The organism is Nocardia sp. NPDC004123, from assembly GCF_053603795.1.
Genome location: NZ_JBSGGG010000017.1, coordinates 1 through 20,366, shown reverse-complemented (window position 1 = coordinate 20,366; position 20,366 = coordinate 1). Strand labels below are relative to the sequence as shown.

22 protein-coding genes are annotated in these 20,366 nt (G+C 67.2%); 13 read left to right on the top strand and 9 right to left on the bottom strand.

What is annotated here, in order from left to right; all coding sequences use genetic code 11:
• The first annotated feature begins 126 nt into the window (after positions 1 to 126).
• The 3 genes from ACWEQQ_RS24710 (at position 127) to ACWEQQ_RS24700 (ending at position 3,285) form a co-directional block, all read left to right on the top strand.
• Complete coding sequence (locus ACWEQQ_RS24710; protein WP_452349861.1) at positions 127 to 1,542, top strand: ethanolamine ammonia-lyase subunit EutB; 1,416 nt, start codon at positions 127 to 129, stop codon at positions 1,540 to 1,542.
• Between the two features lie 148 nt (positions 1,543 to 1,690).
• A complete protein-coding gene (gene eutC, locus ACWEQQ_RS24705; protein WP_452349992.1) occupies positions 1,691 to 2,530 on the top strand; it encodes an ethanolamine ammonia-lyase subunit EutC in 840 nt (279 codons plus the stop codon).
• A 158-nt stretch (positions 2,531 to 2,688) separates the two neighbouring features.
• A complete protein-coding gene (locus ACWEQQ_RS24700) occupies positions 2,689 to 3,285 on the top strand; it encodes a YdcF family protein (RefSeq protein ID WP_452340711.1) in 597 nt (198 codons plus the stop codon).
• Positions 3,286 to 3,292: 7 nt separating this feature from the next.
• Here the strand turns inward: ACWEQQ_RS24700 and ACWEQQ_RS24695 are convergent, their stop codons facing one another.
• The 4 genes from ACWEQQ_RS24695 to ACWEQQ_RS24680 form a co-directional block, all read right to left on the bottom strand.
• The gene (locus ACWEQQ_RS24695; protein ID WP_452349860.1) at positions 3,293 to 4,873 is read right to left on the bottom strand and encodes a Na+/H+ antiporter; all 1,581 of its coding nucleotides are present in this window, start codon (positions 4,871 to 4,873) and stop codon (positions 3,293 to 3,295) included.
• A 126-nt stretch (positions 4,874 to 4,999) separates the two neighbouring features.
• A complete protein-coding gene (locus ACWEQQ_RS24690) occupies positions 5,000 to 6,013 on the bottom strand; it encodes an MHYT domain-containing protein (RefSeq protein WP_452340713.1) in 1,014 nt (337 codons plus the stop codon).
• Between the two features lie 250 nt (positions 6,014 to 6,263).
• Positions 6,264 to 7,562: an FAD-dependent oxidoreductase gene (locus ACWEQQ_RS24685; protein WP_452349859.1), complete on the bottom strand. Its 1,299-nt coding sequence runs from the start codon at positions 7,560 to 7,562 to the stop codon at positions 6,264 to 6,266.
• 22 nt (positions 7,563 to 7,584) lie between these two features.
• Positions 7,585 to 8,070, bottom strand: a complete 486-nt coding sequence (locus ACWEQQ_RS24680) for a MarR family winged helix-turn-helix transcriptional regulator (RefSeq protein ID WP_452349858.1) — start codon at positions 8,068 to 8,070, stop codon at positions 7,585 to 7,587.
• Positions 8,071 to 8,275: 205 nt separating this feature from the next.
• On the opposite strand from ACWEQQ_RS24680, the gene ACWEQQ_RS24675 reads away from it, so the two are divergent.
• Complete coding sequence (locus ACWEQQ_RS24675) at positions 8,276 to 8,629, top strand: VOC family protein (RefSeq protein ID WP_452340715.1); 354 nt, start codon at positions 8,276 to 8,278, stop codon at positions 8,627 to 8,629.
• Positions 8,626 to 8,979 (top strand): hypothetical protein, encoded by a 354-nt coding sequence (locus ACWEQQ_RS24670; RefSeq protein WP_452349857.1) that lies wholly within the window; start codon positions 8,626 to 8,628, stop codon positions 8,977 to 8,979. The genes ACWEQQ_RS24675 and ACWEQQ_RS24670 overlap by 4 nt, the downstream gene beginning before the upstream one ends.
• Before the next feature lie 123 nt (positions 8,980 to 9,102).
• Here ACWEQQ_RS24670 and ACWEQQ_RS24665 read toward each other — a convergent pair whose 3' ends face one another.
• On the bottom strand, positions 9,103 to 10,122 hold the full coding sequence (locus tag ACWEQQ_RS24665) for a DUF6670 family protein (RefSeq protein WP_452349991.1): 1,020 nt from the start codon (positions 10,120 to 10,122) through the stop codon (positions 9,103 to 9,105).
• A 219-nt stretch (positions 10,123 to 10,341) separates the two neighbouring features.
• Between ACWEQQ_RS24665 and ACWEQQ_RS24660 the strand changes: the two genes are divergently transcribed.
• Positions 10,342 to 10,776 (top strand): VOC family protein, encoded by a 435-nt coding sequence (locus ACWEQQ_RS24660; protein ID WP_452340717.1) that lies wholly within the window; start codon positions 10,342 to 10,344, stop codon positions 10,774 to 10,776.
• A 91-nt stretch (positions 10,777 to 10,867) separates the two neighbouring features.
• Here the strand turns inward: ACWEQQ_RS24660 and ACWEQQ_RS24655 are convergent, their stop codons facing one another.
• Positions 10,868 to 11,416, bottom strand: a complete 549-nt coding sequence (locus ACWEQQ_RS24655) for a chorismate mutase (protein WP_452349856.1) — start codon at positions 11,414 to 11,416, stop codon at positions 10,868 to 10,870.
• Between the two features lie 80 nt (positions 11,417 to 11,496).
• Positions 11,497 to 11,772, bottom strand: coding sequence for a hypothetical protein (locus ACWEQQ_RS24650; RefSeq protein WP_452349855.1), 276 nt, complete (start codon positions 11,770 to 11,772; stop codon positions 11,497 to 11,499).
• A gap of 117 nt (positions 11,773 to 11,889) precedes the next feature.
• Between ACWEQQ_RS24650 and ACWEQQ_RS24645 the strand changes: the two genes are divergently transcribed.
• From ACWEQQ_RS24645 to ACWEQQ_RS24625, 5 genes are all read left to right on the top strand, one after another.
• The gene (locus ACWEQQ_RS24645) at positions 11,890 to 12,441 is read left to right on the top strand and encodes a dihydrofolate reductase family protein (protein ID WP_452340720.1); all 552 of its coding nucleotides are present in this window, start codon (positions 11,890 to 11,892) and stop codon (positions 12,439 to 12,441) included.
• Positions 12,442 to 12,562: 121 nt separating this feature from the next.
• A complete protein-coding gene (locus ACWEQQ_RS24640; protein WP_354837086.1) occupies positions 12,563 to 13,213 on the top strand; it encodes an ABC transporter permease in 651 nt (216 codons plus the stop codon).
• Positions 13,206 to 14,441 (top strand): ABC transporter ATP-binding protein, encoded by a 1,236-nt coding sequence (locus ACWEQQ_RS24635; RefSeq protein ID WP_452349854.1) that lies wholly within the window; start codon positions 13,206 to 13,208, stop codon positions 14,439 to 14,441. The genes ACWEQQ_RS24640 and ACWEQQ_RS24635 overlap by 8 nt, the downstream gene beginning before the upstream one ends.
• A complete protein-coding gene (locus tag ACWEQQ_RS24630) occupies positions 14,438 to 15,190 on the top strand; it encodes an ABC transporter permease (RefSeq protein ID WP_452349853.1) in 753 nt (250 codons plus the stop codon). The genes ACWEQQ_RS24635 and ACWEQQ_RS24630 overlap by 4 nt, the downstream gene beginning before the upstream one ends.
• Entirely contained in the window at positions 15,187 to 16,158 is a 972-nt protein-coding gene (locus ACWEQQ_RS24625) for a glycine betaine ABC transporter substrate-binding protein (protein WP_452349852.1), read from the top strand. The genes ACWEQQ_RS24630 and ACWEQQ_RS24625 overlap by 4 nt, the downstream gene beginning before the upstream one ends.
• Before the next feature lie 152 nt (positions 16,159 to 16,310).
• Here ACWEQQ_RS24625 and ACWEQQ_RS24620 read toward each other — a convergent pair whose 3' ends face one another.
• Positions 16,311 to 17,159 (bottom strand): alpha/beta fold hydrolase, encoded by an 849-nt coding sequence (locus ACWEQQ_RS24620; RefSeq protein WP_452349851.1) that lies wholly within the window; start codon positions 17,157 to 17,159, stop codon positions 16,311 to 16,313.
• A gap of 63 nt (positions 17,160 to 17,222) precedes the next feature.
• On the opposite strand from ACWEQQ_RS24620, the gene ACWEQQ_RS24615 reads away from it, so the two are divergent.
• Positions 17,223 to 17,765 carry a helix-turn-helix domain-containing protein gene (locus ACWEQQ_RS24615; protein ID WP_452340725.1) on the top strand — a complete coding sequence of 181 codons (543 nt, stop codon included), beginning with the start codon at positions 17,223 to 17,225 and terminating at the stop codon, positions 17,763 to 17,765.
• Between the two features lie 350 nt (positions 17,766 to 18,115).
• Here the strand turns inward: ACWEQQ_RS24615 and ACWEQQ_RS24610 are convergent, their stop codons facing one another.
• Positions 18,116 to 18,841, bottom strand: a complete 726-nt coding sequence (locus ACWEQQ_RS24610) for a TetR/AcrR family transcriptional regulator (protein WP_452349850.1) — start codon at positions 18,839 to 18,841, stop codon at positions 18,116 to 18,118.
• 95 nt (positions 18,842 to 18,936) lie between these two features.
• On the opposite strand from ACWEQQ_RS24610, the gene ACWEQQ_RS24605 reads away from it, so the two are divergent.
• Positions 18,937 to 20,061, top strand: coding sequence for an FAD-dependent oxidoreductase (locus tag ACWEQQ_RS24605; RefSeq protein ID WP_452349849.1), 1,125 nt, complete (start codon positions 18,937 to 18,939; stop codon positions 20,059 to 20,061).
• Positions 20,062 to 20,366 lie beyond the last annotated feature (305 nt).

Sequence of the window (20,366 nt, the reverse complement as noted above, 5' to 3'; positions counted from 1 at the left end):
TCGGCCGACCTCCACATCGCGGGAGAGGAGGCCGGTCCTGCGGTAGTCCGGCACGCGTAACGCGCAGTAATGCCGGGGGAAAGCGGTGGTTACCGACCGGCAATATGGGCCCGGACCATCGGGAGGGTGATCTTCCATCAGCGCCTGGGCGGCAGCACCTACACCTTCGACGGGCTGGTCGAACTGCTGGCCAAGGCCACACCGCGGCGCAGCGGGGACGAGCTGGCGGGGTGCGCGGCGCACTCCGACGCCGAGCGGGCGGCGGCGCAGTGGGCGCTGGCCGAGGTGTCGCTGGGCGTCTTCCTGGAGGAACCGGTGGTGCCGTACGAGACCGACGAGGTCACGCGGTTGATCATCGACGGGCACGATCGCGGTGCGTTCCAGGCGATTTCGCATCTGACGGTGGGCGGGCTGCGGGACTGGCTGCTCGCGGTGGCCGCCCGGCCCGATGCCGCGGCCACCCTGCGGGCCGTCGCACCCGGGCTCACGCCGGAGATGGCCGCGGCCGTCAGCAAACTCATGCGCAATCAGGACCTGATCACGGTCGCGCGGGCGGCCGAGGTGCGCTCCGGGTTCCGGACCAGCATCGGGGTGCCGGGCACGCTCGCCACCCGATTGCAGCCCAACCATCCGACCGATGATCCGCGCGGAATCGCCGCGGCGGTGCTGGACGGGCTGCTGCTGGGGTGCGGGGACGCGGTGATCGGCATCAATCCGGCCACCGATTCGCCGCAGGCCACGGCCGATCTGCTGTACCTGCTCGACGAGGTGCGGCAGCGCTTCGAGATTCCGACGCAATCGTGTGTGCTCTCGCATGTCACCACCACGCTCGGGCTCATCGAGGCGGGGGCGCCGGTGGATCTGGTATTCCAGTCCATCGCTGGCACCCAGGGCGCGAATTCCGGCTTCGGCGTGACCATCTCGCTGCTGCGCGAGGCCAACGAGGCGGGCCGGTCGCTGCGTCGCGGGACCGTGGGCGACAACGTCATGTACCTGGAAACCGGTCAGGGCTCGGCGCTTTCGGCGGGCGCGCACCTGGGCGCCGGCGGCAAGCCGGTCGACCAGCAGACCCTCGAGGCCCGCGCCTACGCCATCGCCCGCGACCTCGACCCGTTCCTGATCAATACGGTGGTCGGTTTCATCGGTCCCGAATACCTCTACGACGGCAAGCAGATCATCCGCGCCGGCCTCGAGGACCACTTCTGCGGCAAGCTCCTCGGCCTCCCCATGGGCGTCGACGTCTGCTACACCAATCACGCCGAAGCCGACCAGGACGACATGGACACCCTGCTCACCCTGCTGGCCGCCGCGGGCTGCCCCTTCGTCATCGCGGTCCCCGGCGCCGACGACGTCATGCTCGGCTACCAGAGCCTCGCCTACCACGACGCCCTCTATGCCCGCCAGATCCTCGATCTCCGCCCCGCCCCCGAATTCGCCGCCTGGCTCAACGGTCTCGGCATGATGGACTCGACCGGCCGCATTCTCCCCGTCGAGCCCCTGTCCTCCCCGCTGCGTGCACTGGCCGCCAAGGGGGCGGCGTGATCATCGGCGCCACCTCGCGGGTTACCCCTGCACGAAAACGATTCTGCGCGAACAGAAGTGGAACTCGGATCGCCGAGGCTCGTCCGGTGCCGTCGATCGGAATCGCCGACAACGCCGGCCCGTACCCGGAGGGAGACCAGTGAGCCCGATCGAACCCGTGCGCCCGATCCGCCGCACCGAGGACATTGCCGCGCAAGCGTTCTGGGACGGACTGCGGCGCAGTACGCAGGCGCGGATCGGGCTCGGGCGCACCGGGGACGCGCTGTCCACCGCAGAGGTGCTCGAGTTCCGGTCGGCCCATGCCGCGGCCCGGGATGCCGTGCACAGTCCGCTCGATAGCCCGGCCCTGGCCGCCGAGGTGAGGGGTCTCGGGCTCGGCGAGCCGGTGCAGGTGCGCAGCAGGGCGAGCGATCGCTCGGAGTACCTGCGGCGTCCGGATCTCGGACGGCTGCCCGAAACCGATGACCCGGCGGTGCCGCACAGTGGGGCGGACGTGGGTTTCGTTCTGGCGGACGGGCTTTCGTCGAGGGCGCTGGCCGATCACGGGGTTCCGATGCTCGCGGCGTTGCTCGCGGCGTTCGAGGGGCGATACACGCTCGCTCCGCCGGTGATCGCCACGCAGGCCCGGGTGGCGCTGGGGGATCACATCGGTGCGGCGCTCGGTGTGCGGACGGTGCTGGTGTTGATCGGGGAGCGGCCCGGGCTGTCGGTCGCCGACAGTCTCGGGATCTATCTCACCCATTGCCCGCGACCCGGACGATCCGATTCCGAGCGGAACTGCATCTCGAATATTCATCCGCCCGAAGGGCTCTCGTACGCACGTGCGGCTCAGGTCGTCACGGGGTTGGTCGATGGTGCCCGGCGGCTCGGCCGGTCGGGGGTCGATCTGAAGGACACGTCGGCCGACCGTACGCTCATCGATGCGGACACGCTCTCGGTGGAAGTGCCACGGCCCGTCGAGCCGGCGGACAGTGGGGCCGGCTGGTAGACCGGCGGTGGTGGGCACCACTCGGTGACGTCTTCGCGTTCTGCGCGAATCCGCTGCCGCCCGGCCTCGCCGCCGGCGCGGGAAGTACTGTTCACCCGGGCTTGTGGCAGGCCGCTCGAACAGTGCCGACGCGGCGCGGAGCAGGAGGTACAGGCGGGATGCGACGATGGCGAGTGGTGCCGGCGCTGGCGGGAACCGCGGTGCTGGTGCCGTTCCTCGGGTTCACCGGCTATACGGTCGGTCGTGCGCGGCTGTCCCCGCGGCCCGGCGCGGACGTGGTGGTCGTGCTCGGTTGCCGGCTGCGCCACGATCGGGTTGCGCCGATGCTTGCCAGACGGCTGAACCGGACGCTCGAGGTGGTGGGGGAGGAACGCCGCCGGGGGCGTACGCCGCTGCTGGTGGTGTCGGGCGGGCAGAGCGGGCGCGAAACCGTGGCCGAGGCCGAGGCGATGGCTGATTATCTTGTGGCGCAGGGCATTTCGGGTGACCTCATCCTGCGTGAGAACCGGTCCCGCAATACCGAGGAGAACCTGCGGTTCACCGTCCGGGAGTTACGCGGGCGCGGCATCGATCCGGAGCAGGTGCGAATAACCGTGGTCACCAGTGACTTTCACGTGTTGCGGACGGCCGGGCTGGTCCGGCGGCTGGGGCTGCGTGCTCAGGTCACCGGCGCACGTACCTCCCGGCTGCTGACCCGAAAATCCTTCCTGCGGGAATTCGTCGCCGTCCTGGTGCAGCTGGGCCGGACCGGGTAGCGGTCGGTCACCGGCGCAGATCCAGCCGGCGCATGACACGGTCCACCACATCGGGCGGGACTCCCGGTTCGCGGCGCGCGGCCAGCGCCTCGGCCCGGCCCGCCTCCAGCACCTCATTGGTGATGGACCGCATCTTGGTGGTGAAGGCCACCGTGCGATCGGTGTGGGTCCGGGGATCGTCCTCGGCGGCCTCCGGATCCGCCTGGGCCAGACGGCGTTCGAATCCCGTGCGCAGCCGGTCGTAGACCTCCTCGGGCAGGTGCTCGGTCTCCGAGATCTCCTTGAGCCGGGCCAGTTCGGCCTCCAGTACCCGGGTCCAGAGCTGGCGTTCGAAGGCGCGCTCGGTGCCGGTGTCGGCGTGCACGCCGGTCGCCCGCACCACAGCGGGCAGGGTCGGGCCCTGTAGCAGCAGCGTGAACAGCACGACCGCGATGGCGGTGAACAGGATTTCGGTGCGGCCCGGGAACGGTTGTCCGCTGTCGGTGGTGAACGGCACGGCCAGTGCCAGCGCCACCGTGGCGACCCCGCGCATGCCCGCCCACCAGGTCACCACGGTCTCGCGCCAGGTGTGGGGCTCGTCCTTGTCGCGGGTGCGCCACCAGGATCGGAAGATCACGGTCGTGGTCAGCAGCCAGATCAGCCGCAACCCCACCACCACCGCGATGATCACCGCCGCCCCGCCGATGAAGCGCGGCCAGTTGGGTCCGGCGTCGCGCAGCACCGTGCTCAGCTCGAGCCCGATCAGGCCGAAAGCGAAACCGGTGACCAGCATTTCGGTGATCTCCCAGAAGGAGTCGCCGACCAGTCGGTAGTCGCTGTCGCTGAAATCGGTTGCGGCTTCGGTGAGATACATCGAGCAGACCAGCACCGCCAGCACCGCCGACCCGCCCCGCGACTCCGAGAGCCCGTAGGCGGCGAACGGCAGCAGCAGTCCCAACGCCACCCGCCACGGGGCCTCGTCGAGCCGCTGCATGAGTTTGCTTCCGGCCCAGCCGAACAGCAGCCCGACCACCGAACCGACCAGCGCCGACACCAGGAAATCGCGGAATGCGCCCCAGGCCGAGAAGGAACCGGTCACCACGGCCTGAATCGCGGCCGTGTAGAGGACGATCGCGGTCACGTCGTTGAACAGGCCCTCGCCCTCGAGCACCGCGACCAGACGCCGGGGCAGGCCCAGCTTGCCGGCCAGTGCCGAGACCGCCACCGGATCCGGTGGCGCGACCAGGGCGCCGAGCGCGACCGCGGCACCGATCGGCACGGCCGGGTACCAGAGGTGAAAGGCCCAGGCCACGGCCGCCGTGGTCACGATGACCAGCACCACCGCGCGCAGGCTGATGGCCACCCAGTTCTCGGCGAACTGCCGCCAGGAGGTGCGCCGCGCGGCCGCGTACAGCAGGGGCGGCAGCACCAGCGGCAGGATGAGTTCGGGATCGATCTCGATATTCGGCACCTGCGGAATCAGGGCCAGCACCACGCCGAAGGCGGTCATGAGGACCGCCGGGGCCTGGCCCAGCCGCCGTCCGAGCGGCTGGGCCAGGATGGTCGCGAACAGGACCGCGAAGATCAACTCCAGCTGGTGGTGCTCCACGGCAGTCAGTTTGCTGCCGAAGTGCCCCAAAGTCGAACACCGGAACCGGATTCTCAGCCAACCGGGTCGGCAATTCTCAGCCTGCCCGGTTGAGAATGGAGATTGCCCACAGTCGGGCGGGTGCGGCTATGAGTAGCGGGTACTGCGCTGCGGCGGAACCGGATTCCGGTCGGGGCGCGCCGCCGGGCCGCCGGCCGCCGGGTAGAACTGGTCCGAACGCCAGTCGCCGGGCGCGGACATCTCATGGCGGCCCGGCGCCTGATAGTCGGCGGCCGGTGCGTACAGGCCCGCGGTCCGGTAGTCGCGGGGACCGGGCTCGTCCTGGCCGGAGCCGCGGGTGTCGGCCGCCGCCGAGACCGCCCGCAGCGACCAGCCCGCGCGCGCCGCCGCTTCGGGCCGTTCCGGTTCGGGCATCATGGAGCGTTCGTCCACCTCGGTGAGGCCGACGTGAATGAGCAGGACGAGCGTCACCATGCTGACGCTGATCATCAGCGGGGCCAGCAATTCCATCGGGCCCGCGCCCTGCGGGGTGGCCGGATTGTCCATGTGGTGCGCGCTCATCGATGCCATGCCCGTGTAGTGCATGCCGCAGACCGCGACACCCATGATCAGGGCTGCGCCGATGGTGGCCCAGATACCGGTGATGACCAGCGTGAACCACAGTGCCACGGTGGCCGCGACCACCGCGATCACCATGGACAGCGTGACGATGCCGGCGTTGTAGTCGATCATGGCGTCGGACCGCATGGCGTACATGCCCGAGTAGTGCATGGCGCCGACGCCCAGCCCGGTGACCGCGCCGCCCGCGAACAGCGACAAGCGGCCGAATGGCTCGCGGGCCACGATGAACAGGCCCATCCACACCACGGTGACCGAGATGACGGCGCTGAGCAGGGTGAGCGGCACGTTGTACTTGATCACCGCACCGCGGATGGTGAAGCCCAGCATGGCGACGAAGTGCATCACCCAGATGCCGGTGCCGCCGATGGCCACGGCCGCCGAGATGAGCCAGCCGCTGCGTCCGTCCCCGGACCGGGCCCGTGCCGTACACCGCAGACCGAGCAGGGATCCGGTGACGGACATGACGTACGCCAGTACGGGGGTGATCCAACCGTAGCTGAAGTGGTGAATTTCCAGCACTCGAACTCCATTGCCAGAACAGGGGTTTCGCGATCGCGGAGGCGACGACGGCACACTACCGGGCAAGGTTCGGATTGGGAAATTGAAAGGGAATGTTTCATTCAAATTACTTCCGGCCGGGACGTCTCCGCCGGATCAGCAATCTGCGAGCCTTCTGAATGTCATGTGCGCGTAGGACTTTGGACATCGGAGGGTGGTGATCCGCATATGCCACCCGCTCGGCACGCGGGCGGCACATGCGCGGCAGCTATTACTCGGCACCCAAGTCGGCGAACATCTTTCGCTTCATGGCGGGCACCGCGTTGGCGGTGCGGAAGACGAGTTTGCCGGCGCCGCGCGCGAACCGGCTGTCGGACACCGACTGGGTGGCCGCGGTCAGCGAGGTCCGCACCGCCGCGAAGCCGTAGTCGATCATGTCCGTTTCGTATCGGTGGATGCCCTCGAGCAGTCCGAGCTCACGGCGTTCGGCGGCCACCAGTGCGCGGCACAGCCCCCGGGCGTCGCGCAGTGCGGTGTTCGCGCCGATACCGGCGAACGGGGTCATGCTGTGCACCGCATCGCCGAGCAGCGTGACATTCGTGGTCTGCCAGGCCGGGATCGGGACCGAGGTCTTGATCGGCAGCAGGGTGGCGGTCTCCGGATCGGAATCGGCTACCAGGGCGCGCAATTCGGGCGCCCAGCCGGTGGTCATGCGCACCGCCAGCTCGTGCAGGCCGACGGGCGAGAGCTCCTCCAGATCGGCGCCGTAGCGTTCGCGTTTGGCCGCGAAGGCCCAGAACACGTACGGCTGGGTGTTGTCGAGGAGCAGCCCGGGGTCGAGGCCGGGCTGGTTCCCGGCGATGCGTTCCGCACCGGCGGGGATGTCGAATTCGTGTGGGGCGAGGAACATTCCGCAGCCGCTCGGCGGGATGACGCTGAGCGGATTGCGCAGCAGCCGGACGTCCAGGCGGGCTCGCGATTCCGGCGTCAGGCCGTATTTGCCTGCGATGGTGACGATTCCGGTGTCCACGCGCTCGGCGTGCGGGAGGTATTGCGCCCGTACCCGGGAGGTGCCGCCGTCCGCGCCGACCAGGACGTCACCGATTTCGGAGACGCCGTTGCCGAAATGGGCCCGGATCCGGCCGTCGGGCAGGCGCTCATAGCGGTCGAACATGCTGCCGTAGTGCACGACGTCGCCCAGATCGGCGAGCAGCAGCTGCCGCAGCGTGATCCGGCTGATGCCGAAGTGTCCGCCGGCGGTGTGCTCACCCTCCTCCGGATCGATCTGGAGGAGTTCGCGAAATTGTTCCGTGACGAAACCGAACCCGTTGCCGCCCTGGCCCGCACACGCGACGAAGGTCGAATACAGCTCCGGCGACAACAGTTCCGCCAGGGCATTGCTGCCGTGCGGGTTGATGTGGATGCGGAAACCCTGCAGCCGGTCGGTGCGCTGGGTTTCGCGTTCGTGGACGCTGACGCTCACGCCGGCGCGGCGCAGGCCGTTGGCGAGCGCCAGCCCGCCGATGCCGCCGCCGGCGATGATCACGTGCAGGGGTGTGTTGGTGGCCATGGCAATTGGTCCTCTCCTGAGGTCAGATCCGGCTCCAGCCGAATCGGCCCGGGCGTTTGCGGCTCGCCCGCTGCTGTTGGTGTGCTCCCGCCGCGGCCCAGGCCTCGATCATGCGATCGAGCAGCCGGGTGAGCGTGTCGACATCCTCGGCGGACCAGTCGGCGATCACCTCGCCGAAGACCTGGTCGCCGATCTCCAGGAACTGCGCGAGCTCGGCCCGCCCCGCCTCGGTGGCCTCGACCAGCACCGCCCGCCGATCCGCCGGATCGGGGGAGGTGCTGACCAGCCCGGAGTCGATCAGCGACTGGACATGCCGGGTGATGGAAGACGGCAACGCGTCCAGGCATTCGGCGATCTCCCCGGCCCGCAGCGGCCCGGACTCGACCGCGCACTGCAGCACGCCGACCCGGACCGGGTCGTAGGCGCGAGAAGTGCCCTGCCGCATGGCTTCCGCGAATCGCGCGGTGCTGCGGGCGAGTCGCGAAACCTGGTCTTTGTTTGCTTCCATGAATCAACTATAAAAGTTGATTCCGTGAAACAAAAGAGTGTGGCGGAAAACGGACACTCAACGGGCGGTAGCCGGCTCACATTTGCCCACTCAGTGGGCGGCGGCGTGTCGTTGGTGATCCCCGGCGGCGCGGAGCGGCCATCATGGTGGGCGACCGAACCCGGGCATTCCGGGCGCGCCACCACTTCGCCCACAGGAGGCAGCCATGAGCGATCAGGAAGTCAAGATGATCATCCTGTCGACCGACAACCTCGATGAATCCATCGATTTCTACACCGAAACCCTCGGCATGCCCCTGAAGTTCCGCGACGGCGCCCACTTCGCCGCCCTAAACGGCGGCCCCATCACCCTCGCCCTCGCCACCGCGGTCGACCACCCTATCCATGGCCAGGTAGTCGTAGGCATCAAAACCGCCGACGTGGACGCCGCCGCCAAGGCCATCGAGGCCAGCGGCGGCGGCATCGTCGAGGGCCCCTACGATGACGCCCACGAACGCCGCGCCGTCGTCTACGACAACAAAGGCAACGGCTTGGTCTTGTACAGCCCCCTGTCCCGATGACCAACCCTCGAATCGCAGTCGAACCCGTCGTCGACCACGAATACCGAGTCCTGGTCGACGACGGCACCGACTCCGCCGAATCCCAATTCATAGTCGCCCCGGACGTTCTCGCCGACCTCGGCGTCGCCGCAGCCGACGAGCACCGCGTCGTGGAACTGACCGCCGCCTTCCTGATCGACCACCAGCCGATCATCGACTTCCCTCGACTGGTCTACCTCGACGAGGTCGCCGCCGCCTTCGCCGACTACCGCGCCGAGCTCCAACGCCGCCTCGGCCAGCCGTCTGTCGGCCGGATCTTGCGCATCGCCGGATCGATCCGGCACCGACGCCCCTACGGCGCACACCGATGACTTCCATTCCGCCGCAACGTTGTTCGAATCCTGGTGTGGTGCAATCCTGTTGCCCGACGATAAGGTCGGGATTTGGAGAGCGAGTGGGCAGGTGCCCGGATCGTCTGCCGTGACCTGTGATGGCTAGCGGAGGTCGATGTACTCCATGTAGGCGGTTCCGGATACGGCGCGGCCGATGAAGATGCCGGTGTAGTCGTAGCTGCCGACGAAACCGGCGCCGAGGCCGTAGCTGAAGTCGTCGTTGCAGACACCGTCGATGGTGATCAGTGGGTTGTTCCGGGAGTCGAGTACCTGCCAGTGCAGTCGCTTCGGAACGCGCATTGCTTTGCCGGTTGGCGTGGTGCGCGACCGATATTCGGTAACGGTGAAGTCGAAGCCGCGGGTGTGCACGCTGCCGTAGTCATCGACTCCTCGCACGTATACCCGACGTTGGATGGGCAGGTTCGCGGGTCCTAGCACTTGTACGAGCAGGACCTGTGTGGCCGGGTCGATATTGAGTACGTGATAGGTGAAGAACGGTACCGGCAGATTGCGGCGGACTCCGGGCGCGATGCTGTGCAGCCCGACGCCGGTGGCGTATTCGAAAGTGCAGAGGGTGTCGACCGGCAGGACCTGATGCTGGTCGCGGATACTGCCCCGGCAGCGTGCCAACAGGCTCCAGTGGTCGTAGATGCCGGGGACGTGGGCGAAATGGGAGATCACGTCCGTGGCACAGATGTCGAGTTGGACCTCGACCTCGTGATGGCGGCGATGCAGCGTGAACTTCGGGTAGCGGCCTTCGATCAGCAGCTCGTCGCCGTATCTCAGAAAGATCCCGTCGGAACGGAATTCACAGTCGCGCTCGATGCTGTGGACGAGGAATTGCCCATCGGACATGGCCGCGGTGGCCGAACTGGTGTAGACGGTGTCGGCGGGCGTAGTGGTGATCGCATGGTCATTGGCGAAGATCGAAACGCCGGGTGTGCCCAGAATCGACATGACGCCGAAGAATCGATGCGGTGCGGGCAGTCCGGGCACCATCACCCCGTAGTGCGCCCAGTTGCGGCGGCGTCCCGCTGGGGTCCGGATCGGGGTGTGTTCGTCGAACGGGCGGCCGTTGCGGCCGGCGGTCCGGTTGATGCCGCCGACCAGCTGCTCGATCATGCTCACCCTGTCCACAACACCTCCAGTTTTGATGTAACTAAGGGTAACGCATATGGCTGATCGTGCCCACTCGCCGCTCGGTGAACCCCTGAACAAGGCCGGCGCGATTCGCAGTTCGGTATCGACTGTGCAGACGTGATCCCATATCACGTTGTCAGCGTGGCGATTTCGAGGTCGGGCCGTGCGGAAGACGAAGGTCCCCGCCGCTATGGTGGACCGATGACGTCGGTCAAACAGATCCAGGTGACCTTCGACTGCGCAGAGCCTGAGCGTGTCGCTCGGTTCTGGTGCGATGTGCTGGGGTATGTCATTCCGCCGCCACCGGAGGGGTTTGCCAGTTGGGACGATTTCAATTCGTCCCTGCCGCCTGAGTATCAGGGTTCAGCGTTCGCATGCGTCGATCCGTCAGGTGTGGGTCCGCGACTGTTCTTTCAGCGTGTGCCCGAAGGGAAGATCACCAAGAATCGGGTGCATCTCGACGTGCGAGTCGGCACCGGGCTCGTGGGTGAAGAGCGCTTGGCCGCGCTGGAGGCCGAGTGCGCACGGCTGGTCGCGCTCGGCGCGGTACGCGTGCGACTACTGCGTGCCGATGGCGTCAACGAGTCGTGCCTCGTGATGCAGGACATCGAGGGCAACGAATTCTGTCTCGACTGAGTTGCCACGAACGCTGTTGCTCGGCAGCCGAATTCGGGTGCCGGTTGAGGCAGTACCTATCGGGGTGACGTCTTTGTGCTGGGGGCATATGTCAGCTCCCACACAATGGAGTCGACGCGCGCACGAGCGCCGCCGCGTGGAGAGCGTCGAGATTGTCGTGGCCGGCGACGGCGAGCACCCCGGCGGCGACTCGCGCCGGGCAGTCGGAGCGCGTCAATTCGGTCCGCTCGCTATCCAATTCGTCGACGATCGCGACATTGAGGCCATCGATCACCGGCCGCACCCCGGCCAGATCCGTCGCGGGCACCGGCGCCGTCGCCAGCCCATACCGCCACTCGGTCACCAGCCCACGCTGGACGATCTTGCTGGCCTCGATCTGACCTTCGAACACCTGCCGGACCAGCCCCGCAGGCAGATTCCGCTCCGCCCCCAGCTGAGCCATCGCATCATAGATCGCCTGTTCACGAACCGGATCGTCGATCACCGGCTCGCCCCCATCCCGAAACGCGCCCGCCCACTTGACGGCCGCGACAGTATCCGCAGTACCGAGCCGCTCGCTCATCAACTCCACCAGCCGATCCAAGGCCCCGGAATCGTCCTGCGCCGCACCCACCCCGAACTGCCCCACGGCCACCACCATGGCCGACCCCACCACAACCGCCAGTCGTCTCATCGATGCCATCCCTTCCACCGCCCGAACCCTACCGCCCCTGAGGTAGATCACACCTCGGGCGCGCAGCGGATATGAAGCCAGCGGCCGCCGTCATCAAACTCGTTGCACCCCAGCTGATTCGGTAACCACTCCAACTTCTTGCACTCATAAGGATGGGTGACGTGGAACGGCACCATGTCGAGGACGACCAGTGCTGTGCGTGGGGGATCGAAAGCGGTGTAGGCGAACCGGCGTCCACGGCGAGCTTCGTGGCGGGCGTACTCGCGGGCTTGGATGTGCCAATCGTGGGTTCGGTAGACCGGGGCGGTTTCCTGGTTGTCCACAACGTGGCAGTCTCTCACCACATACCGTCGACCGCTGCCGTTGCCGGTGGGATCCACAGCGACACAGCCGTCGATGACTACTGATGAGTTTCGAGCGCGTAGGAGGTCTACCCGGTCATGAGGAAACTGATCTATGGGTTCGGCGTGTCCCTGGACGGCTACGTCAACGACCGCGACGGCAGCATCGACTGGACCGACCCGGACGAGGAGTTGCACCAGTTCCACAACGACAGGTACCGCGAGATCGAGGTCTCGCTGCACGGTCGTCGGCTGTACGAGCTGATGGCCGCGTACTGGCCGCACGTGCCGGAGGACGCGCCACGCATCGAGCGCGAGTTCGGCGGGTTGTGGCGGGAGAAGCCCAAGGTCGTCTTCTCCCGGACGCTCACCGAAGTCCATTGGAACAGCACCCTGGTCAGCGCGAACGCGGTCGACGAGGTTCGCAGGCTCAAGGCCGCGGGAGATGGCGTCATGGAGGTCGGTGGTGCGAGCCTCGCGGCCGCGCTGATGCCACACGGGCTCATCGACGAGTACCAGCTGTTCGTCTCGCCCGTGGTGCTCGGCGGCGGCACACCGCTCTTCCCGGCACTGGACAAGCGCATCCAGCTTCGATTGGCCGAGACGAGGCACTTCGACACCGTGGTGATGCTGCGCTACCGCGCCGACTGAAGTCCGTTCGACCGCAGCGGCCTTCGTACCGCTGCTGATCGTCTCGGCGACAGTCGAAAAGGCTCGCGGCGGGGTTCGCGTCAATACACTGTGGGGTGAACTCCTAGGCAGGAGGGGGCTTCTGGGCACGCTCTGGAATTTCGTCGTCGATCATCGCAGGCAGCTGCTCACCGACTCGTATCTGCATGTATCCGCGGTGGTGCAGTCGATGCTGATCGCGACCGCGTTGGCGGTGCTGATCGGTATCGCGGTGCACCGCAGCCCGTGGGGGTCGGCGCTGGCGACCGCGCTGGCCAGCATCATTCTCACCGTGCCGTCGTTCGCGTTGCTGGGCTTGCTGATTCCGGTGCTGGGGCTGGGCGTGCGGCCGACTGTGGTCGCGCTGGTGCTGTACGCGCTGCTGCCGATCCTGCGCAATACGATCATCGGGCTGGGCGGGGTGGATCCGGCGGTGTCGGACGCGGCGCGCGGGGTCGGGATGAACCGGCTGCGGGTACTGGTCGGCATCGAACTGCCGCTGGCGTGGCCGTCGATCCTCACCGGGATGCGGGTCAGCACCCAGATGATCATGGGGATTCTGGCCATGGCCGCCTACGCGAAGGGGCCCGGACTGGGGAACCTGATCTTCTCCGGGCTGGCCCGGCTGGGCAGCCCGACCGCGGTGCCGCAGGCCCTCACCGGCACGGTGCTGATCATCGTGCTGGCGTTGCTGCTCGACGCCCTGCTGGCCGGCGTCGGCCGGTTCACTACCCCGAGGGGGATTCGTGACTGAAACCGTCACTGCGGCAAAAGATTCCGCACACGCACCACATGGCGCGCGGATCGTGCTCGACGCGGTCACCAAACGCTATCCGGGGCAACGGGATCCGGCGGTCGACGAATTCTCGATCACCATTCCGGCCGGGAAGATCGTGGTGTTCGTCGGCCCGTCGGGGTGCGGCAAGACCACCATCATGCGCATGATCAACCGGCTCATCGAGCCGAGTTCGGGCACCATCACCATCGACGGGCGCGATATCGGTCGTCAGGATCCGGACCAGCTGCGCAGGCAGATCGGGTACTCGATCCAGCAGGCCGGGCTGTTCCCGCATCAGACGGTGGCGCGCAATGTGGCCACGGTGCCCGCGCTGCTCGGCTGGAATCGCGCGAAGATCAACGCCCGCGTCGACGAGATGCTCGACCTGGTCGGCCTGGATCCGGGCACCTTCCGCCGCCGCTACCCGCGCCAGCTGTCGGGCGGTCAGCAGCAACGCGTCGGCGTCGCACGGGCACTCGCCGCGGACCCGCCCGTCCTGCTGATGGACGAGCCGTTCGGCGCCGTCGACCCGATCACCCGCGGGCTCCTCCAGGACGAACTGCTGCGCCTGCAGGCCGAACTGCACAAGACGATCGTCTTCGTCACCCACGACTTCAACGAAGCCGTCAAACTCGGCGATCGAATCGCGGTGCTGGGCAACGGCTCCCGACTGTTGCAATACGACACCCCGGCCGCCGTCCTGGCCGCACCCGCCGATGACACCGTCGCCGGATTCGTCGGAGCGGACGCCGGGCTCAAACAGCTCACGCTCACCCGCGTCGAGGACGTCGAACTCGGGCAGTGCCCGACGGCCACCGAAATCGATGAGATGCAACCCCTGCGCAACACCCTCGCCGAGCGGGAATGGCACTGGGGCCTGGTGCTGGACGCGGAACACCGCCCCCTGCGCTGGGTTTCGGCCGAGGAGCTGGCCCACGCCCCCTCACTGCGCGAGGCCGGACACCCGGTCACCGGCACGGTCGCCCTGCGCTCGTCCCTGCAGGAGGCGCTGGAAATACTACTCGCCGAGAGCACCGCCCACGCCGTGGTCGCTGGCGATCACGGCGAATACGCAGGCTTGATCGCGATCGACACCCTCGTCACCCACCTCTCCACCACCCGCGCCGAGAGCGGCCGAGCCACCACGAAACCCGCTGATGCGGTACAGGATTCCAGCGCGGCGGAATCGGGCGAGCGGGCATGAGGGGGCGGAGTACCGAGCGGCGGTCGGAGCTGATTCGGTTGGTGGCGCAGCCGGCCTTGGCGGTTGGGCTGGGGGTGGCGGTGCTGGTGTGGGCGTTCGATCGGGATCTGACAGCCACCCAGCAGGCGAGTATGAATGCGGCGAATGTCGTGACCGTCACCCGACAGCATGTCGTGATCACGGCGACGGTGGCGGCCATCGTCGTCGCTGTCGCGGTTCCATTGGGGACCTTGCTCACCCGGCCCGGATTTCGCAGGCTGGCACCGGTTTTCGTGGGGATGGCCAATATCGGTGCGGCCGCGCCGGCCATCGGGCTCATCGTGCTGTATTACCTGGTGACCCAGCGGACGGGGTTCTGGGTCGGGGTGGCGCCGATCGCGTTCTACGGGTTGTTGCCGGTATTGCGGAACACCATTCTCGGGTATCAGCAGGTTGATCCGACGCTGGTGGATGCCGGGCGGGGACAGGGGATGTCCGCGGCTATGGTGTTGCGGCGCATCGAGTTTCCGCTTGCGGTGCCGTACATCCTCGCGGGTCTGCGGACCTCGCTGGTGCTGGCGGTGGGGACGGCGACGCTGTCGTTCCTGGTCAGCGCGGGTGGGCTGGGAATTCTCATCGATACCGGATACAAGTTGCGGGACAATGTGACGCTGTGGGTGGGGGCGATTCTGGCGGTGGCGCTCGCGCTGCTGGTGGATTGGCTGGGAGCCCTCGCCGAACAGTTCCTCGGCCCACGGGGCCTGCGATGAGGAGGCGATGGACGGCGGTGCTGGCCGCGCTCGGGCTGATGCTGGTGGCGGGATGCGGGCTCGAATCCGGCGGGGCGGTGCCATTGCCGGTCGGAGCGGGCAGCATCCGGCCGGATCCGGGGTTGCAGGGCGTGGCGATCACGGTGGGGTCCAAGGATTTCACCGAGCAGAACATTCTCGGCTATGTCATCGAATTCGCGCTCACCGCGGCAGGCGCGCGAGTGCGTGATCTCACCAATATCACCGGGTCCAACAGTTTGCGCGATGCCCAGCTACACGGGCAGGTCGACATCGCCTACGACTACACCGGCACCGGCTGGATCAACTACCTGGGCAACGAGACGCCGATTCCGGACTCGCAGCAGCAGTTCGAGGCGGTGCGCGACGCCGACCTGGCCGCGCACGGCATGCTGTGGGCGGACCTCGCCCCGATGAACAACACCTACGCGCTGGTCACCAATGCGGCAAGCGCACAGCGGACCGGGACGAAGACGCTCTCCGACTACGCGCGGGCCGTGAACACCGAACCCGGCACCGGACCCACCTGCCTGGGCACCGAATTCAGTGTCCGCCAGGACGGATTCCCGGGCATGGCCCGCAAGTACGGCGTCGACACCGGCAAGGTGCACAAACAGATCATGCAGGACGCGTTGGTCTACACCTCCACCGCGAACGGCGGCTGCCAGTTCGGGTCGGTCGCCACCACCGACGGCCGCATCAAAGCCCTCGACCTGCGCATCCTGGACGACGATCTCGGTTTCTTTCCCAAATACAATGCGGCACTGGTGATGCGGAAATCCTTCGCCGACGCACACCCTCAGGTGGCCACGGTAATGGAGCCGATCTCGCGGCTACTGACCAACGAGACGATCACCGAACTCAACCGCAAGGTCGACCTCGAAGGCGCCGAACCCGCCACCGTCGCACGCGACTGGCTCGTTTCCCAGGGGTTCGTCACAGCCCGATAAGCCCGCCGACCCACCTCAGGTTGCGGAAGTACCGTCCATCCAGCTAGGTGGGTAAAGCACCGCTCACTTCCAGTGCGATCGAATTGATCTCGTCAGCAACCGGCGCGTAGAGACCGGCCGGGTAGCTCGGCGGGGGAGTTTCGTTTTGTCCATCACGGTTCCAGCGATGCTTCAGCGTCTATCAGTCGGCGAACCGCGGCAGCGACTTGCTCGGGTCGCTCGGCGGGGATGATGTGCTCGGAGACGGCGTCCTCGAATTGCGCGCCGACCTGTTCGGCATATCGGCGCTGGTATTCGCGCATAAGGTCGAGATTGCGAGCCTGGTAGCGGGCGGCGTGGATCGCGGAGATCACGATGACGCCGGAGTTCGGCGGTTCTGGTGGGCGGCGGCGGAATTCGTCGATCGCCGCCGCGACGGCTGTTATCTCATGGCGGGTTGTGGTGAGCCCGGCGGACGTGAAGTCCTCGGCCAGCATGGTCGCATAGGAGTCGGCGGGGAACTTGCGGCCGTAGGAACTGGTCAAAAGCCGCATGAGCGGCGGGAAGTGGCTCAATGCCTGCTGCACAGCGAGGATACGGTCGGTCTTTCGGACCGTCGGCGCCCAATTGTCGTAGTTCGGAGCGTTTTCCGGTGTCGGGTCGATGAGGACGAGCCCGGCCGGCAACAGCGTTTCCGCGGCGCGGCGCACGATCAGCCCACCCATGCTGTGGCCCACCAGGATCACCCGCTCCGGCGCGAGCGCCTGGACCAACGCCACCAGGGTCGCCGCCATGTCGTCGATGGTCTGCGGTTCCGCGGGACGGCCACTGCGGCCACGGCCGGCTCGGTCGTAGGCGACGGTGCGCGCGGTGTCGCCCAGGAGCGGCACCACCGGATCCCAGAGCGTTCGCCCGGCGCCCGAACCGGATTCGAACACCACCCAGGTGCTCCCGGTGCCGGACTCCTCGAAGTAGATCTCGTTGCCGTTCAATGTCATTCGACGCCCAGGAACATCCCGCATCACGGTCACCCTTCCTATCGATACCAACTTTGGGAACGGTACCAGATATGGGATAGTTGAGGAATGGACCCGACCGAGTTGCTGCTCCACCCGGTGCGATTGCGCATCATCCACGCACTGTCCGGCGGCCGATTGCGCAGCGCCGGAGAGTTGTGCGACCGCATGCCCGATGTGCCCCGGACCAGCGTCTACCGGCAGATCGGCCTGCTCACCGAGGGGGGAATGCTCGAGATCGGCGATGAGCGACGCGTGCGCGGCGCGGTGGAACGCTCCTACCGACTGCGATCCGATCGCCCGACCATCTCCCCCGAGGCGAGTAGCGCGATGACCGCGGACGATCACCGCCAAGGGTTCGCGGCCGCCATGGCCGTCCTGATCGGGGAGTTCAACGCCTACCTCGATCAGCCCGATGCCGACCCCGTCGCCGACTCGGTCGGCTACCGCCAAGCCACGCTGTGGCTCAGCCCCGAGGAGCTGGACACCATGCTCACCGGCTTCCGCGACCTCGTCACACCTCTCGCGGCCAACCAGCCCGGCCCGGGCCGCAGACCGTACTTGATCAGCCCGATCCTTTTCCCCGGCGAGAAACCGGCCTCGCCGAGCTGACAGCACTGCCCACGTTCGCCGCACCCGGAATGGTCAGCAGGGAAACGGACCTCCGACCGATGCAGCTCAATTCTGTTGCTGCCACCCAGAATCGAGAGCGGTGTGCTCGTGTCCGGATACGAGATCGGGCCGCTGAGCTGCAGCTCAGCGGCCCGACCTCGGGTGATTGCTAGTCCAGGTAGTCGCGCACTAGAACCGGGTGGGCGGTGTGCTGGTCCGAGGTCATCGAGGTGACTCATGAGCGTAATCGCACTGAATATCTTTGGCTGACAACTGAAGACGGCTCCGTCGATCAGTAACTTGTTGATTGCACGCTCATGTCGAGCCATGTGGCCAGTGCGCGCCCCAGGTCAACTGGATGCAGGCCGCAGACTATTCATGAGCAGGCCCAGGGCGAATTCGAAGCGGTCGGGTCCGGTGCCGGAGATCAGCTCGGCGGCATGGCGTCGAGTCTGCGGGAATTTCTCGGCAGGCAGTGCGGTGAAGCGGTCCAGCAACTCCTCGTGGCTGAGCACCCATTCCTGATCCTGATGGCGGCGCCGTTGCTGGACCAGTGACTGTTCCAGCGCATAGGCGCTGACGTAGAGGGACAGCGCGTCGCGGGCCCATCCGGCGGTCCTCGGTTCGATGCCGCCCGCGAGCAGGATCGCCAGGATTCCTTCGCCGACCCGCAGGGTTTCCAGGTTGGTCGGCACCATGGCCAGCGCGGCCCGCGAGACTCCGGGATATTTCAGGTACAGGTCGCGGATCTGCGTGTACACCCCGAGCAACTGCTCACGCCAGGCGTCCGAATTCGGTTCGGGGAGCTCGACTTCGGCGTAGAGCCTGCCGATCAGCAAATCGTCGATGTCGTCCTTGTTGACGATGTGTGCGTAGAGCGACGACGGACCGGTGCCGAGCGCGGCGGCGACCCGGCGGATGGTCAGCGCGTCATACCCCTCGGTGGCGACGACCTCCAGAGCGGCGTCGGTGATCCGTTCGACGGTGATGGGCTTCTTGCGTGGTGCCGACACGGCAGCCTCGGCTGCGGGTTGGGCGTGGCGGGCTGCGCGGCGTTGGCGGGGATCGGCGGGCATACCGGCAACTATAGCTTGACACGAACTAAGTTCGTTACGTAGAACTTAGATCGTCATGGCGAACTAAGTTCGTATCGTTGTCCAGGAGGTGCGTGATGCGAGTTTCCGTCGTCGGAGCCGGTCTGGGAGGTCTGGCTCTCGCACAGGGTCTGCGTGGTGCCGGGATCGAGGCCGACGTGTTCGAGCGCGACCCGGGGATCGTCGCGCGGTTCCAGGGCTACCGGCTCGTGCTGAATCCGATCGGTTTCCAGGCGGTGCGAAACTGCCTGCCGACGCGCTGGCACCCGCTGCTCGACGAGATCGTCATGGACGCCTCCGCCGAACAGTTGATCCTGGACCCGCAACTGAACGAGATCGGCAGGCTCGGCGCGGGCCGGACCGGCATCGTCGTCGACCGGCAGGTGCTGCGACACCTGTTGCTGACCGGTCTCACCGTGCACACCGATGCCGCGCTGACCGGCTACGACGTGCTGGCCGACGGCAAGGTCCGAGCCCGGTTCGCCCGCCGCCACCCGGCCACCGCCGACCTGCTCGTCGGCGCGGACGGCGTCACCTCCGCGGTCCGCGGGGTGTTGTCGCCGCACACCACCCCCGCCGACACCGGCGTCCGGTTCGTCATCGGCCGCACCCCGCTGACCGACGAATTCGCAGCCCTGTCCAAGGCTTTCGGCTCGAAGATCGCCGGCGACGGCGTCAGCCTGCTGCTCGGCGCGATGCGCTTCCGTACCCCGCCGAAGCAGGCCGCCGAGCAATTGGCCCCCGAAGTCACGCTGCCCGACATCGGCGACTACGTGCGCTGGGCGATGATCCTGCCGCCGAACAGTTCGCTGGAGGACCTGACCGCGCAGGACGCCGTGCTGTCCAGGATGGAGGGCTGGCACCCGGCGCTGCGCGCGCTGATCGAGCAGGCCGACCCGGACAACAGCACACTGCTCTCGATCCGAGTGGTCAAGCCCGGTGAGCGCTGGGCGTCCGGCCCGGTCACGCTGCTCGGCGACGCGATCCACGCCACCTCTCCGACCGGCGGCAACGGCGCGAACACCGCGCTGCGCGATGCGGACCTGTTGCGCCGCTGCCTGATCGAGGCCGACGAAGGCCGCCGCGATCTGCGTAACGCGGTCGACGACTACGAGCGGCAGATGTTCGAGTACGGCACCGAAGCCGTCCGCAGCAGCCTCGAAAAACTGCCCGCCTTCGCCCCCGAAGCGAAACTGTCCTGAGGCCGGTGCACGGAAAGCCCATCTGGCACGGGATCGGTTGCCGCGCAGCTCATTTCGTGGTTCGGAGCACTCGACTTCTCGTGGGTATCGACGAATCCGGCGAGCATGGCTATCTCTGGACCGACAAGTTCGTCCCAGGTCGGGCGCAGCGTGATGGCCCCGCGCGGAAACTGCGACGTGCAGACCGGCCTCGAAAACATCGGCTGTCGCAGCAACTAATTCTGTTGCTGATATCTAGAACTGAGAGCGCTGTGATGAGCGGCCCGACGAGAACGCCCTCCTCGAGCGGGTTACCCACGCGCAGT